The 14,049-nt window shown below is 65.6% G+C and carries 16 protein-coding genes and 1 pseudogene; 9 read left to right on the top strand and 8 right to left on the bottom strand.

The annotated features are described in order from the left end of the window. Positions 1–55: 55 nt before the first annotated feature. Positions 56–601, top strand: a complete 546-nt coding sequence (locus AC0L2F_RS08150) for a cupin domain-containing protein (RefSeq protein WP_473248051.1) — start codon at positions 56–58, stop codon at positions 599–601. Positions 602–647: 46 nt separating this feature from the next. On the opposite strand, the gene AC0L2F_RS08145 is transcribed toward AC0L2F_RS08150, so the two are convergent. The 4 genes from AC0L2F_RS08145 to AC0L2F_RS08130 form a co-directional block, all read right to left on the bottom strand. Next, positions 648–2,069: an MFS transporter gene (locus AC0L2F_RS08145; RefSeq protein ID WP_473248050.1), complete on the bottom strand. Its 1,422-nt coding sequence runs from the start codon at positions 2,067–2,069 to the stop codon at positions 648–650. Between the two features lie 146 nt (positions 2,070–2,215). Continuing rightward, the gene (locus AC0L2F_RS08140; protein ID WP_007611331.1) at positions 2,216–2,377 is read right to left on the bottom strand and encodes a hypothetical protein; all 162 of its coding nucleotides are present in this window, start codon (positions 2,375–2,377) and stop codon (positions 2,216–2,218) included. An 85-nt stretch (positions 2,378–2,462) separates the two neighbouring features. Next, positions 2,463–3,488, bottom strand: coding sequence for an aldo/keto reductase (locus AC0L2F_RS08135; protein ID WP_473248049.1), 1,026 nt, complete (start codon positions 3,486–3,488; stop codon positions 2,463–2,465). 167 nt (positions 3,489–3,655) lie between these two features. After that, the gene (locus tag AC0L2F_RS08130; RefSeq protein ID WP_473248048.1) at positions 3,656–4,612 is read right to left on the bottom strand and encodes an AraC-like ligand-binding domain-containing protein; all 957 of its coding nucleotides are present in this window, start codon (positions 4,610–4,612) and stop codon (positions 3,656–3,658) included. A gap of 197 nt (positions 4,613–4,809) precedes the next feature. Here AC0L2F_RS08130 and AC0L2F_RS08125 point away from each other — a divergent pair, with 197 nt between their 5' ends. Further along, complete coding sequence (locus AC0L2F_RS08125) at positions 4,810–5,826, top strand: carbon-nitrogen hydrolase family protein (protein ID WP_473248047.1); 1,017 nt, start codon at positions 4,810–4,812, stop codon at positions 5,824–5,826. A 27-nt stretch (positions 5,827–5,853) separates the two neighbouring features. Further along, positions 5,854–6,895 (top strand): annotated as a pseudogene (locus AC0L2F_RS08120) (phenylacetaldoxime dehydratase family protein). Positions 6,896–6,900: 5 nt separating this feature from the next. Here AC0L2F_RS08120 and AC0L2F_RS08115 read toward each other — a convergent pair. Continuing rightward, the gene (locus AC0L2F_RS08115; RefSeq protein ID WP_473248046.1) at positions 6,901–7,539 is read right to left on the bottom strand and encodes an HAD family hydrolase; all 639 of its coding nucleotides are present in this window, start codon (positions 7,537–7,539) and stop codon (positions 6,901–6,903) included. Between the two features lie 231 nt (positions 7,540–7,770). Here AC0L2F_RS08115 and AC0L2F_RS08110 point away from each other — a divergent pair, with 231 nt between their 5' ends. After that, on the top strand, positions 7,771–8,067 hold the full coding sequence (locus AC0L2F_RS08110) for a hypothetical protein (RefSeq protein WP_473248045.1): 297 nt from the start codon (positions 7,771–7,773) through the stop codon (positions 8,065–8,067). Positions 8,068–8,144: 77 nt separating this feature from the next. Next, the gene (locus AC0L2F_RS08105) at positions 8,145–8,345 is read left to right on the top strand and encodes a hypothetical protein (RefSeq protein ID WP_473248044.1); all 201 of its coding nucleotides are present in this window, start codon (positions 8,145–8,147) and stop codon (positions 8,343–8,345) included. Between the two features lie 55 nt (positions 8,346–8,400). Here AC0L2F_RS08105 and AC0L2F_RS08100 read toward each other — a convergent pair whose 3' ends face one another. Then, the gene (locus tag AC0L2F_RS08100) at positions 8,401–9,441 is read right to left on the bottom strand and encodes a TRAP transporter substrate-binding protein (RefSeq protein WP_473248043.1); all 1,041 of its coding nucleotides are present in this window, start codon (positions 9,439–9,441) and stop codon (positions 8,401–8,403) included. A gap of 108 nt (positions 9,442–9,549) precedes the next feature. Between AC0L2F_RS08100 and AC0L2F_RS08095 the strand changes: the two genes are divergently transcribed. The 4 genes from AC0L2F_RS08095 to tsaA all read left to right on the top strand — a co-directional run bounded on the left by AC0L2F_RS08095 (position 9,550) and on the right by tsaA (position 12,231). After that, positions 9,550–10,503: a transglycosylase SLT domain-containing protein gene (locus AC0L2F_RS08095; protein ID WP_473248067.1), complete on the top strand. Its 954-nt coding sequence runs from the start codon at positions 9,550–9,552 to the stop codon at positions 10,501–10,503. A 117-nt stretch (positions 10,504–10,620) separates the two neighbouring features. Continuing rightward, entirely contained in the window at positions 10,621–11,361 is a 741-nt protein-coding gene (locus AC0L2F_RS08090; RefSeq protein ID WP_473248042.1) for an AzlC family ABC transporter permease, read from the top strand. Continuing rightward, entirely contained in the window at positions 11,358–11,708 is a 351-nt protein-coding gene (locus AC0L2F_RS08085) for an AzlD domain-containing protein (protein WP_007603256.1), read from the top strand. Before AC0L2F_RS08090 ends, AC0L2F_RS08085 begins: the two co-directional genes overlap by 4 nt. A gap of 31 nt (positions 11,709–11,739) precedes the next feature. Further along, positions 11,740–12,231 carry a tRNA (N6-threonylcarbamoyladenosine(37)-N6)-methyltransferase TrmO gene (gene tsaA, locus AC0L2F_RS08080; protein WP_007611298.1) on the top strand — a complete coding sequence of 164 codons (492 nt, stop codon included), beginning with the start codon at positions 11,740–11,742 and terminating at the stop codon, positions 12,229–12,231. Between the two features lie 91 nt (positions 12,232–12,322). On the opposite strand, the gene AC0L2F_RS08075 is transcribed toward tsaA, so the two are convergent. Then, complete coding sequence (locus AC0L2F_RS08075) at positions 12,323–12,751, bottom strand: HIT family protein (RefSeq protein ID WP_007611297.1); 429 nt, start codon at positions 12,749–12,751, stop codon at positions 12,323–12,325. Positions 12,752–12,803: 52 nt separating this feature from the next. Next, complete coding sequence (locus tag AC0L2F_RS08070) at positions 12,804–14,045, bottom strand: GNAT family N-acetyltransferase (protein ID WP_473248041.1); 1,242 nt, start codon at positions 14,043–14,045, stop codon at positions 12,804–12,806. Between the last annotated feature and the right edge of the window lie 4 nt (positions 14,046–14,049).

The raw sequence follows: 14,049 nt of genomic DNA, 5'->3' as shown, positions 1-14,049 counted from the left end.
GGCTGAGAAGCCGGCCTTTCTTATGGGCAGTCAAATATAAGCAAGAAGATCCGGTATGACCAACACGCCTTCTGCAAACTCGTCGTCAGCTTCCTCGATTCCCGCCGACGATCCCGGCCGTACCCTGACGGTCGCCGATCCCGACGGCGCTGACGTGCCGCATATCTCTGTGGCCGGCGGCACCTACACGGTCCTGGTGTCGGGCGCGCAGACCGCAGGACGCTATTGCCTGGTCGACATGCTGGTGCCCGCCGGCGGCGGGCCCCCGCCGCACCGCCACGACTTCGAGGAAATGTTCACGCTGCTCGAAGGCGAACTTGAATTCACCTTTCGCGGTAAGTCCCACACCGTAAGTGCCGGGTCGACCGTCAACGTTCCGGCCAACGCGCCGCACGCGTTCAAGAACGTGTCCGGCAAGACGGCCCGTATGCTCTGCATGTGCACGCCAGCGGGACAGGACGAATTCTTCCTGGCGGTTGGCTTTCCCGTTGAAGGCCGCACATCGCCACCGCCGAAGCCGACCCCGGAAGAGATGGCCGAGAAAGGCAAGCTGATCGCAGCACTGCTGCCGAAATATCGCACCGAGATAGTGAAGATGTGAGGCGCGGCGGACGCAGCCGAAATCGGCCTTCCCAAATGGTCGTGCGCTATTCGCCGCGCAGACGCTGGTCGTCCTGCACCCGAACATGCTCGGCGCCACGCGCGCCCGCGGGCGACAGCCGCAACATGCTCAGTGCCGCGCCGCAGAGCGCGAAGCCGACGCCGGTCAGCAACGCGATCCTGGTTCCCTCGATCGGATAACGGCCGAGGAACAGTGCGACCAGCGCTGCGCCGGTGGTCTGCCCAAGCAGCCGCGCCGTTCCCAGCATGCCGCTGGCGCCGCCGGCACGCTCGCGCGGGGCGGCCGCGATCATGGTGCGGTTGTTGGGGGTCTGGAACAGGCCGAACCCGGCGCCGGCCAGCGCCATCCGCCAGATCACGTCGAGCGGCGTCGGGGCCGCCGGCAGGAAGGCGAGCGCAGCGAGGCCGCAGGCGAACAGCGTGAGGCCGATGCCGCCGAGCAGACCGGCCGGATAATGCTCGACCAGGCGACCGGCGAGGGGAGCTGCGAACGCGACCGCGATCGGCCATGGCGTGATCAAGAGCCCCATATGCACCGCCGAATAGCCGAAGCGGCTTTGGAGGTAGAAGGGGATCGCGACGAAGGCCAGCATCTGCCCACAGAACGAGGCGATCGAGGTCGCAATCGACAGAGCGAACACCGGGATCCGCAACAGGTCGATCGGTAGCAGCGGCGAGGCCATGTGGGTCTCGCGGTAGATCAGCAGCGCGCCGGCGACGAGCGCGATGGCGAACTGCACGAGACAGGTGATCGCCGCTTCGCCATGACCGACGCTGTCGACGGCCGCGATGCCGACGCCGAAAGTGATCGCGGACAGCCCCGCGCTCTGCCAGTCGAAGGAATGGCTCGCAGGCGTGGTGTGCGGAAGGCTGCGCAGGCCCAGTACCAATGTCACCACTCCGAGCGGGACGTTGATAGCGAACAGCCAGGGCCAGCTGCCGAACGCGAGGATGCCGGCGGCGAGCGTCGGGCCGACCGCGGCCGAGAAAGCAACGACGAGGGCGTTGAGCCCGATGCCGCGGCCGAGCTGGCTACGTGGGTAGGTGAAACGCACCAGCGCCGCGTTGACGCTCATGATGCCGGCCGCGCCGAACCCCTGCACGATGCGTGCGATCGTGAGGAGCGGCAGCGTGTGCGCCAGCGCGCAGAATGCGGAGGCAAGCGTGAACAGCACCAGCCCGACCAGATAGACGCGGCGATAGCCGACGATCTCGCCGAGCGAAGCCAGCGGCAGCAGCGAGATCGTGATCGCGAGCTGGTAGCCGTTGACGATCCAGATCGAGAACGCCGGGCTGGCGTCGAGGTCGGCCGCGATCGTCGGCAGCGCGACATTGGCGATGGCGCTGTCGACCACTGCCATGATGATGCCGAGCGCAATGGTCAGGACCGCCTGGCTGCGCTGCGGCTGCGGCAGGCCGTCGGCGTGCTCCATGGGGGCTGGTGACATGATGGCGGCGGGCTTGATTCGAGCCGTGGTTCGTCTCCGGGTTAGGAAATTGCGAGATGCATCGCAACCCGGCAGGATACGGGCGGTTCCTGCGCCGGGCGCGGGTCTCCCGGCACCGCGGGCATGGGTCGGCACGGCCTCGCGGGTCACCAGCGCGAGGTCGACTTCCCAAACACATAGAGCGTGACGAGCCCAACCGTCACCGCGGTCGAAACGATCCGGATCGTGCGGTCCCAATCGATCCCGCTGCGCTCGGCGCGGTTGAGATTGAGAGCGGTGAACAGGGCCTTCATGGCAAATCGGCGCATCGGGAGTCTCGCGGGAGCCCACGATGCCACTGTCGGCGCGGGCCGGCTTGATGCAGTTCAAGCCGGACTGCGCCGCGCGCGGTCGCTACACCGCCGGCGGATTGCGGTCGGTGAAAGTTGTGCGCTGGTGCCAGTAAGGATAGGGCAGCGTCACCTTGCTCGCGGCATCGAGCTTTGCGACCTGGTCCTTGGTCAACGACCAGCCGACCGCGCCGAGATTTTCGCGCAGCTGCGTCTCGTTGCGTGCGCCGATGATCAGCGTCGAGACGGTCGGACGCTGCAGCAGCCAGTTCAGCGCGATCTGCGAGACGCTCTTGCCCGTTTCCTTGGCGACCTCGTCGATCGCGTCGACGACGCGGTAGACGTGCTCGTCCGGCACGGGCGGGCCGAACTCGGCCGTCTTGGGCAAGCGGCTTACGTCAGGCTTCGGCTGGCCGCGGCGGATCTTTCCGGTGAGACGTCCCCACCCGAGCGGCGACCAGACCACCGCGCCGAGGCCCTGGTCGAGGCCGAGCGGCATCAGCTCCCATTCGTAGTCGCGCCCGACCAGTGAATAATAGGTCTGGTTGGCGACGTAACGCGGGAAGCCATGCTTGTCGGCAACGCCAAGCGATTTCATCAGGTGCCAGCCCGAAAAGTTCGACACGCCGACGTAGCGGATCTTGCCGGCGCGCACGAGCACGTCGAGGGTGCTAAGCACCTCTTCAGGTGGCGTGAAGGCGTCGAAGCCGTGAAGCTGGAACAGGTCGATGTAATCGGTGCCGAGCCGGCTCAGCGAAGCATCGATGGCTGTGAGCAGATGCTGCCGCGACGACCCGATGTCGTTGGGGCCGTCGCCGAAGCGGAACGTCGCCTTGGTCGAGACCAAGACCTTGTCGCGGCGGCCCTTGATGGCTTCGCCGAGAACGCGCTCGGACTCGCCGAGCGAATAGACGTTCGCGGTGTCGAACATCGACACGCCGGCATCAAGGCAGATATCCAGAAGGCGCCGCGCTTCGGTCGCGTCAGTCGTGCCCCATGCAGCGAGGCGGCCAACGCCGCCGAAGGTACCGGTCCCAAGACTCAAGGCGGGCACCATCAGGCCCGAGCGGCCCAAGCGTCGGTATTCCATCGATATGCTCCTCGGCTGGCCGCTGATCGATCCCCGCGGCCTCTGTGCGGATGGTAGAGCAAGCACGCTCCGTATCCTACGCCGCGCTCACATACCGGCCTTGCTTGGGGACAGCCTGGTCGTGCAGACGCCTGACGCGAAGGCTCGCACCAGTGGCTGCCCGGACCTCAATGCCGCGACTGGCTCTGCCGGAAGTCGCGCGGTGACATCCCGAAATGCTCGCGGAAGACGCGGCCGAAATGCGAGAGGTCGTTGAAGCCCCAGGCGAAGGCGATCTCGCTGATGTGGCGGCGCGCGAGCACGGGGGAGGCGAGGTCGCGTCTGCATTGAGCGAGGCGCTCACCGAGGACGTAGCGCTGGAACGAGGTGTCCTCGTCGGCGAGGAGATCGTTGACATAGCGGGACGAAATGCCGAGCGCCGCTGCGGTCTCGGACAGCGAGAGGCCGGGATCGGCAAGATGAGCCCGGATATGCGCCTTCAGCCGGTAGAGCAGGGCGGAGCGATGGGTCGAGGACGGCAGCGGCGTCTTGCCCAGCCGCTCGCCCAGTGCCATCGCCAGGACATCGACGGCCTGTTCCGACAGAGCGGCGGCGTGGTGCGGATCGATCTGATCCGCGCTCTGGCAGAGCCGGTAGATGAAATCGTAGGCGATTCTCTGCAGTGGCGAGTCTGGTCCGAAAGCGCTGGCAGTCAGGGTTTCGGTCGCGCCGAGCCGGCGCTGCAGCATCTCGCGCGGCACCTTGAAGATGGTCTGCGTGAAGGTGCCGTCGAATTTCAGCTCGTAGGGACGGGTGGTGTCATAGAGCGCAAGCTCTCCCGGATGCACCACGGCCTCGCGGCCGTCCTGCACCACGGCGCCGGCGCCGCGATTGCCGAGCGCGATCAGGATGAAATCCTGATCCGAGCGCGCGATGCGCGAGGGCGTGCGCAACACGTGTTGACGATCGGAGCAGACCTCGGAGCATTCCGTCTTGCCCAGGGATGCCCGGGTGACCGAGCCGCGAAAAGCGCTGCCAAGATCGGACTTGCAGTCGAGCCCGACGAAGACGTCGCAGACGATATCCTGCCAGAGCGCAAGCCGGCGGTGGCCTGGGCTGTCGTCTGTGGTGAACTGGATTGGCATCTGCAGAGCCTCCCTTTCACATCCCGCAACATCGCGCGTTGGCACAGGTCCCGCCTGGCCGGAGGCAAATCCCGTACCGGGCCGGCGTTTTCGTCCGGTCGAGTTTTTGTTCCGCCGCGGTAGAGCGCCCGCCGCCCAGCCTGGTCAAATAGACTGCATCGGACCTGGCTTCCGATCAACCGGCAAGGGAGGTGGGAATGGGCATCGAACATCCGAAATACAAGGTCGCGGTGGTGCAGGCGGCGCCTGCCTGGCTCGATCTCGACGCCTCGATCGACAAATCGATCGACCTGATCAGGGACGCCGCCGAGAAGGGCGCCAAGCTGATCGCCTTTCCGGAAGCCTTCATCCCCGGCTACCCCTGGCACATCTGGATGGATTCGCCGGCCTGGGCGATCGGCCGCGGCTTCGTGCAGCGCTATTTCGACAATTCGCTGTCCTACGACAGTCCGCAGGCCGAGCGGCTACGCGACGCCGTGCGCAAGGCAGGGCTTACCGCCGTGTTGGGTCTCTCCGAGCGCGACGGCGGCAGTCTTTATCTCGCGCAATGGCTGATCGGGCCCGATGGCGAGACCATCGCAAAACGCCGCAAGCTGCGGCCAACCCATGCCGAGCGCACGGTCTATGGCGAGGGCGACGGCAGCGATCTCGCCGTGCATGCGCGGCCCGACATCGGCCGCATCGGTGCACTGTGCTGCTGGGAGCATCTCCAGCCGCTGTCGAAGTACGCGATGTATGCCCAGAACGAGCAGGTCCATGTCGCGGCCTGGCCGAGCTTTTCGCTCTACGATCCCTTCGCGCCGGCGCTCGGCGCCGAGGTGAACAACGCCGCCTCGCGCGTCTACGCTGTGGAGGGCTCCTGCTTCGTGCTGGCGCCTTGCGCAACGGTCTCGCAGGCGATGATCGACGAGCTCTGCGATCGGCCCGACAAGCATGCCCTGCTGCATGCCGGCGGTGGCTTCGCTGCGATCTACGGTCCCGATGGCAGCCAGATTGGCGACAAGCTCGCGCCGGACCAGGAGGGCCTCTTGATCGCCGAGATCGATCTGGGCGCCATCGGCGTCGCCAAGAATGCCGCTGATCCAGCCGGGCACTATTCGCGCCCCGACGTGACCCGGCTCCTGCTCAACAAGAAGCGATACCAGCGCGTCGAGCAGTTTGCGCTGCCGGTCGACACCGTCGAGCCCACGGACATTGCCGCGGCGGCGAGCTGACCGCCGGAATCGAGGGGAGGCACGCTCATGGAATCCGCAATTCCTCTGCATCTCGAGACCCCGCGCACGCGCCACAAGCGCGTGCCGGACGATTACCAGCCGCCATACCCGTCCTTCGTGGCGCGCTATAAGCCTGCGGTGAACCGGGTCGCGATGGCCTATTTCGGCCTGCAATATCGCGGCACGGCAGCCGGCGGCTGCGACGGACGCGCTCGCTGACATCGCGGCGCGGTTTGCCGCGGAAGGCGGTCCCTCGCATTGGGACCGCGCCCGCTATGTCGATCAGGCCGGCTGCGAGAACGTCGTCTCTGTGGCCTATTGGGACGACATTGCCAATTTCGACAAATGGTTTGGACCGGCGCGCGAGGCCTGGACCGGAACGCAGCCCGAGGGCATCGGCACTTTCATCGAAGTGCTGCGCCCCGTTGTGGCGCGGCACGAGACGCTGTTCTCCTCGCTCGGCCGGCCCGAAGGCGTCGCGGTGATTGCGCAGGGCATGAGCGGCGAGGTGCAGGAGCACGCCTATTGGGGCGGCATGCGCGACCGCATCCCGCTGTCGCAGACCGATCCGATGTCGCCGGGGGGCAATCCCGAATTGATCCGCGACGGCGCGCGACTGCGCGTGCAGGCACACGACAATCTCTGCCTGATCCGATCAGGCCAGGATTGGAGCGATACCGAGACCTCGGAGCGAAAGCTCTATCTCGACGACGTCGAACCTGTGTTGCGCGAGGGCATGGATTTCCTGCGCGATGAGGGCCTTGGCATCGGCTGTTACGCCAACCGTTACATGCGCGTGCTTGCAGCCGGCGGGGACGCGAGTGAAAAGTCCTATGGTCAAAGCTGGTGGAAGAGCCTGGCGGCGCTGGAACGGTGGGCGGAATCGCATCCGACTCACGTCAAGATATTCGGAGCCGCGATGAAATACCTTTCGACGCTTGGCCCATCAGCAAGACTGCGGCTCTACCACGAGGTCACCGTGGCGGCTGCCGACGAGCAGTTCTTCGAGTACCTGAACTGTCACGCCAGGACCGGCATGCTGGCGGCGGTGGAGACCGTCGCCGCTTGATAGAGTTAAATCACGCAATGGCCGAGCAGCTCGGGATGCGCGGCGCAGATGTGATGCGCCCCGGCGTCCCGCAGCTCGGTCTCGCTGCCGTAGCCATAGAGCACGCCGATCGCGGTCATGCCGTTGGTGCGGGCGCCGACCACATCATGGCTGCGGTCGCCGATCATGATCGCGCTGGCGGGATCGACCCTGGCTTCGTGGAGCGCGTAGCGCAGCAGGTCACGCTTGTCGACGCGCGTGCCGTCGAGCTCGGAACCGAACACGCGCTCGAAATACGGCTTCAGGCCAAAATGCTCGACAATGCGGGTGGCGTAGACCGCGGGCTTGCTGGTCGCCACGAACATGCGCGGTGTGGTCGCGGCAAGCGTTGTCAGCGTGTCCACGATGCCGGCATAGGCTTCGTTCTCGAACAGGCCGACATCGCTGAAACGCTCGCGATAGAGCAGCAGCGCCCGGTCGGCGAGTTCCGCGCTGCCCGTGAGCTTTTGCAGGCTGGCATGCAGCGGCGGCCCGATGCACCAGGTCAGCTCGTCCTCGCTCGGCACCCCGAGGTTGAGCCGCTCGAGAGCGTACTGGATCGAGCGTGTGATCCCGGGCTTGGGGTCGGTCAGCGTGCCGTCGAGGTCGAAATAGATCGTCACCATGTTGCCGCGCCTGTGTTGATACCGCCTCTATTGCCAGACCTAAACGACGCCGCGGACCAAGGCAACGCGCAACAATTGCCATGCCGAAAATCGCCTTCTTGATACCGCGTAACCCTTAAAGCTCGCTATTCGCTGGAGGGAAGCGTAGGGTCGCGCCATCACCGCCCTTCCATTGGCATCGACCGGTGACTGAGGGTCACCAGCGCTCCCGCCGACTGAGCAGGAGCGTGCATGACTCGGTTTCGTCTGGTCGACTGGATCCGCCGGAGAGCGCTTCTCGTCGCATTGATGCTTGGCGCATTGTTACTTGGCACACGGTCGCAAGGCGCTGCCGCGGCAGGGCCGGACTGCCGGGCGATCGAAAGCACGAGCGGACGTCTCGCCTGCTACGATGCTGCGTTTCCTCCGAAGGAAAAAAAGCCCGCTGCCGCGGAGAACGATGGTTCCCGTGCTGCCTACAAGGACCCGTTCGTGGCGGAAGAGGCCAGAACCGCAGCGAAGCTGAAGAACATCTGTCGCGGCTGTTGAGGGTTGCTCGTTCGCCGCCTTCTCGTTGATCGGCGAACCCGGACGAGAGATCGAGACAATTTTTCAGGAGAGGCCGGATGAGCGAGCGACTTGAAACTCTGAAGAAGGCCCGTGATCGCATGATCGAGGACAGGGACGCGCATGCGAAAGTGCTGGCCGCTCCCTTTGTGCGCGACACGGCCGAGCGTGCGCGCAACAAGTTCATCGAGATCCAGGCGCTGATCGATGCCCTCGACCGCGCCATCGCGGGCGAAATCCCTGTTCTGGTAAAGAACTAGGGCGGTAGGCAGCGACACCAGCGGAGCGTTCACCGCAGCTGCCGCTACCGCTTCCTCATTGCTGTTTCGCCCATTCGACGATGGCGGTCGCCTCCGCGCCTGCCCGGGTTTCCCAGGCAGCGATCGCGTCCTTTGCTGCCTTCCGCAGCTCCGCGACAAGCAACGCAGGCGCCGGCTCCGCGATATGGACGCCATTGTCCCGCATGCGCCCATAGTTCTCGCTGGTGCGGTGGGTCAATAGCGCGAGCTGGCTCTGTTCTGTCTCGGCCGCCGCGGCCAGCACCTCGCGCTGCATCGGCTCGGACAGTTCGGCAAAGGCGTCGCTGCGGATGAAGGCGATCGAGATCGGCATCGCATAGTTGATGGCCGTGAAATGCGGCAGGAAGTCCCACAGCTTGCGCCCCGCGCCGCCGTCGCCGGAGGTGAGGAAGGCATTCAGCCGGTGTTCCCTCAGTCCGGCGAGCGCCGCGTCCATCGGCAGGAACTGCGCGTTCGCGCCGGCCGCGCGCATGACCTCGGTGGAATTGGCATCGTAGGTTCGCAAGTTCAGTTTGGGCAAATCGTCGGCACCGTCGAGCGGCCGCTCCGACCAGAGGCCCGTGGCCGGCCAGATCGTCACATAGAGCAGCTTGAGGCCGCGTGCCGCGAGCACCTTCTCATAGAGCGGGCGCGCCCGCAGATTGGCGGCGCGGGCGAGATCCACCGATTGCACCAGGAAGGGCAGGGTAGACAATCCGAGCACAGGGTCGAGGCCCGAGAGCGCGCCCGCGAAGGCATCGCCGCCCGCGATCCGGCCATCCAGCGCCGCGCGCGGCATCTCGCCCGAGTTGATCTTGAGCTGGTTGTCGAAGGTGTTCGTCACGGTTACGAAACCGTGGGTACGGTCGGAGACGCGGCTGGCGAAAGTCGCGAGTCCAATCCCGGAGATATTATTCTCGGGGTATTCCGTGGTCATCCGCCAAGTGACTTGGGATGCGATCTGAGACGCCGCCTGCGCGGCGGCTGGCGCGACGCTCAGGATGAGTGCGGCGAAGACAAGGATCGCGCGGATCCGTTTGGCGGGGTAACGCATTGGGAGAAGCAGGTCAGGCAGCATATATTGGCAACTCGTCGAACCATGGCACGATGCCACAACATGGCAGATCACACTGTCGCATGCCGCGCCGAGGCGCGCCACCGCCATGCCTGCACAGGATGGGTGCAGATGGCGATGCGCATCATCCCCGCGCTGCTTGTCTCGGCGACACAGGCGGCGGCGTGGGACAGTTCGCCCGCCAAGACCGATGTCGCTGTCCCCAGCGTCGAAGAGCTCGCGACGCCGCCGGCGAAGCCCGCGGACGCGCGGGAGAGCGACACGCGGGAATCGATCTGCCTGATCGTCGAGGCCGCGGCGCGCGATGCCAATCTGCCGCTGGAGTTCTTCGCCCGCGTGATCTGGCAAGAGAGCCGCTTCCAGGCCGATGCGGTGGGGCCCATGACGCGCAGCGGCGAACACGCGCAAGGGATCGCGCAATTCATGCCGGGCACCGCGAGCGAGCGAGGGCTGCTCAATCCCTTCAATCCGGTGCAGGCGCTGCCGAAATCGGCGGAATTTCTGAACGAGCTGCGCAATCAGTTCGGCAATCTCGGCCTGGCGGCGGCCGCCTACAATGCCGGGCCGCGCCGCGTGCAGGAATGGCTCGCCGGCGCCGGTGGCATGCCGGAGCAGACCCGCAATTACGTTCTTGCCATCACTGGCACGAGCGTCGATGCCTGGGCCAAGGCGGGCGCGGCCGGCAAGGGGCCGCCGAGCGCGCCGCCGACGAGCTGTCGCGATCTGATGGCGCTTTTGAAGCGGGCGCCAAATGCCTTCGTCGCCGAGCTCGTGCAGCATGTGGAGCTCGCGGCTGCAAAGATCTGGGGCGTGCAGCTCGCCGCCGGCTTCGACCGCAACCGGGCGCTGGCGATGTATTCCCGCGCGGTCACGCGGCTGAGCGCCGTGATCGGCGAACGTGATCCGAGCCTGCTCAGCTCAGTGATGCGCAGCCGCGGCACGCGCGCCTTCTATCAGGTGCGGATCGGCGCCGATACGCGGAGCGAGGCGGATGAACTCTGTGGTCGCATCCGCAAGGCCGGCGGGGCGTGCTTCGTGCTGAAGAACCGAGGTGTGAGCGGGTAGGGCACGCGCCGCGAAATGACAGCCACGCGTGCATGCCAGCCCCGCCGCGCGCTTTCTTGACGCCAGCCGCCGGATTGCCCGTTATGCAGGCACGATTCCTCACCGGCCAAGACTCCCGTGGCGCTTCCTCCGCTCGATTCACCTCAATGGCAAAGTCCCTGGCGCGCCTTTGCGTGGGGACTGCGCTCGATCACGCAGACAATCCTCACCCTCGTCCTGTTCGCGACCTATCTCGGCATCGGCGCGCTCGCCCACGACACACATTTCAGCCTCCTCTGGGCGCTTTGCTCGACGCTGTTCGTCTGGGCGGGGCCGGCGCAGATCATCCTGATCACCACGCTCGGCTCAGGCGCGACCGTCATCCAGTCGGCGATCGCAGTCACGGTCAGCGCCGTCCGCCTGTTTCCGATGGTGGTCTCGGTGCTGCCGCTGATGCGGACGCCGACCACGAAACGGCGCGAGTTGTTTTTCGCGGCGCATCTCACCGCGGTGACACTTTGGGTCGAATGCCATCGCTTCCTGCCGCAGGTGCCACGTGAACGCCGCATCGCCTTCGTCAACGGACTTGGCTTCGGTCTTGTCTCGGTGTGTCTCACCGCCAACACGGTCGGCTATTTCCTTGCCGCGAATCTGACCCAGACGCTTGGGGCGGCGATCCTGTTGCTGACGCCGCTGTCGTTCCTGTTCTCGACCGCACGCAACAGCCGCGAAGTCGCCGATGTCGTCGCACTCGGGCTCGGGGTTCTGTTTTATCCGGTGGCCGCGAAGATGAACTCCGGCCTCGACATCCTCGTCAGCGGCCTCGCAGCGGGCACGATTGCCTATGGTGTGCATTGGTGGCGGGAGGTGCGCGCATGAGCTTTGCGCAGCTCATTGGCGACTGGCACGCGCTGGCGGTGCTGTTCGTCGCCGGCGTCGTTCCCAACCAGATATGGCGCATGCTCGGCCTGTGGTTCGGCGGCGGCATCGACGAGGGCTCCGAGCTTCTGGTCTGGGTACGGGCGGTCGCCACCGCGATCCTGGCCGGCGTCATCGCCCAGATCGTGGTCGAGCCGCCCGGGGCGCTTGCGAGCGTGCCGGATGCCTTGCGCTACGGTGCGGTCGGCGCCGGCCTCGTCGTCTTCCTGCTGACCCGCCGCTCGATCTTTGCTGGCGTGGTCGCGGGCGAAGTCTTCATGCTGGCCGGCAAGTGGTGGTTGGGCTAAAACCGCCGGCGAACAGCAGGGAATTGGAAATATGGTTCGCGAAAACCAGCTCCGCGAGGGTGAAGTCTCCATCGAGCTGCCGCCGACGCAGGATGCCGGCCTCGTCTTCATCGGCCGCATCCGCACGCCCTGGACCTCGCGGATGGAGACCCCGCGCCAGGGACGGCATGACGGCCCGATTTGTCGGCTCGAGGTCTTCGAGCCGTTTGTGCCGGCGATCAAGGGCGTCGATTTCTACAGCAATCTCGAAGTGCTCTACTGGCTCGACAAGTCCCGCCGTGACATCATCTTGCAAAGCCCTAAGAACAACGAGAAGACCCGCGGCACGTTTTCGCTGCGCTCACCGGTGCGCCCCAATCCGATCGGCACGTCGATCGTGAAGCTGGTCGGCATAGAGGGCAACGCGATTCTGGTGCGCGGGCTCGATTGCCTCGACAACACGCCGCTGATCGACATCAAGCCGGATCGTTGCGAGTTCACGCCGCTGGCTGCGCCGCAGCCGGGAGATTTCCAGACGGAGTGAGGGGGCGGCGATCGTAGCCCGCATGGAGCGAAGCGGAATGCGGGAAGGTCCCGGATTGCGCTCCGCTCCATCCGGGCTACAGGGCTGATAGCTAGCCCGCCTTCAGCGCTGCGATCAGCTTGGTCGCGTTCTCTTCCAGCACCTTGACGTCTTCCTTGCGGCTGGCGGGCGGAAGCATCGCCACGCCATCGTGGCGCGGCATCACGTGCATGTGGAGATGAAACACCACCTGTCCGCCGGCCGCCTCGTTGAACTGCTGCACGGTGATGCCGTCGGCGTTGAACGCGGTCATCGCTGCGGCTGCGATCTTGTGCGCGCCGCGGGCGACATGGGCGTAGTCATCAGGCTTGATGTCGAGGATGTTGCGGGCAGGGGCTTTTGGAATCACCAGCGTGTGGCCAGGTACCCGCGGCATGATGTCGAGGAAGGCGAGCACGTGTTCATCCTCGTAAACCTTGTGGCAGGAGAATTCGCCGCGCAGGATCTTTGCGAAGATGTTGTCGGGGTCGTAGGCGGTCATGGCGGCGGCTCCTCGAAACTTTGCGCTTACTGTCACCAGCCGCGGGGGACCGTCAAGGCGCCTCGTCGGCGCCTTTGCGGAACGGGCCGAGCTCGGCCAGCTCCCGTCCGGCTTCCGCGACATAGGCGCGCTCGCGCTTGAGGTAATCGTCGATGGCGCGGCGCAAGCCCGGATCGGCGATGAAGTGAGCCGAGTGGGTGGTCCGGGGCAGGTAGCCGCGTGCGATCTTGTGCTCGCCCTGCGCGCCGGCCTCGACATTCCCCAGGCCGCGTTTGATGGCGAAGTCGATCGCCTGATAATAGCAGACCTCGAAATGCAGGAAGGGATGATGCTCGACCGCGCCCCAGTTGCGGCCGAACAGCGTGTCCGAGCCGATGAAGTTGATCGCGCCCGCGATCCAGCGGTCGTTGCGGCGTGCCATCACCAGCAGCACGTCATCGCTCATGGTCTCGCCGATCAGCGAAAAGAATTCGCGGGTGAGATAGGGCCGGCCCCATTTGCGCGAGCCGGTCTCCATGTAGAACATGAAAAACGCATCCCATGCGTCTTCCGTTATGTCTTTGCCTGTAAGCCAGTGGATCGTGACGCCGGCTGCCAGCGCATCGCGCCGTTCGCGCTTGATCGATTTGCGGTGGCGGGAGTTCAGCGTCGCCAGGAAATCGTCGAAACTCGCAAAGCCTTCGTTGTGCCAGTGGAACTGCTGGTCGGTGCGCTGGAGAAAGCCGTGCTGGGCGAGCAGCTTCCATTCCGCCTCGAGGGCGAAAGTGACGTGCACCGAGGAAGCCTTGCTGACTCCGCATAGCGCCACCAGCCCGCTCGCCAGGGCCTCCGTGATGCGCTCCCGGTCAACGCCCTCGCGGACCAGCAGCCGCGGTCCCGTGGCCGGCGTGAAGGGAACCGAAACCTGCAGCTTCGGATAGTACCGCCCGCCGGCGCGCTCATAGGCATCGGCCCAGCCGCGGTCGAAGACATATTCGCCTTGCGAGTGCGATTTCAGATAGCAGGGTACGACGCCGGCGACGCGACCGTCGATCTTGGCCACGAGATGCCTCGGTCCCCAGCCGGTGCGGATCGTGGCCGAACCCGATTTCTCAACGGCCGATAAAAACGCGTGGGAGACGAAGGGGTTATAGGCAGGCTTTGAGAGGCCGAGGGAATCGCCTGGAAGCCCGGATGAGGTTCCCTCGCTGTGCCCGTTACAAGACTTGCCGGGATTGGCGCAGGCGTCCCAGTCGTCCGGCGATACTTCGCCAATGGAAGGTACGGCCTCAAGGGTGATTTCGGATGGTGCCATCGTG

The sequence above is a fragment of the Bradyrhizobium sp. Ken64 genome, assembly GCF_055807555.1.
Note: the sequence above shows the minus strand (reverse complement) of the source record. Positions and strands in the feature narration are given on the sequence as shown.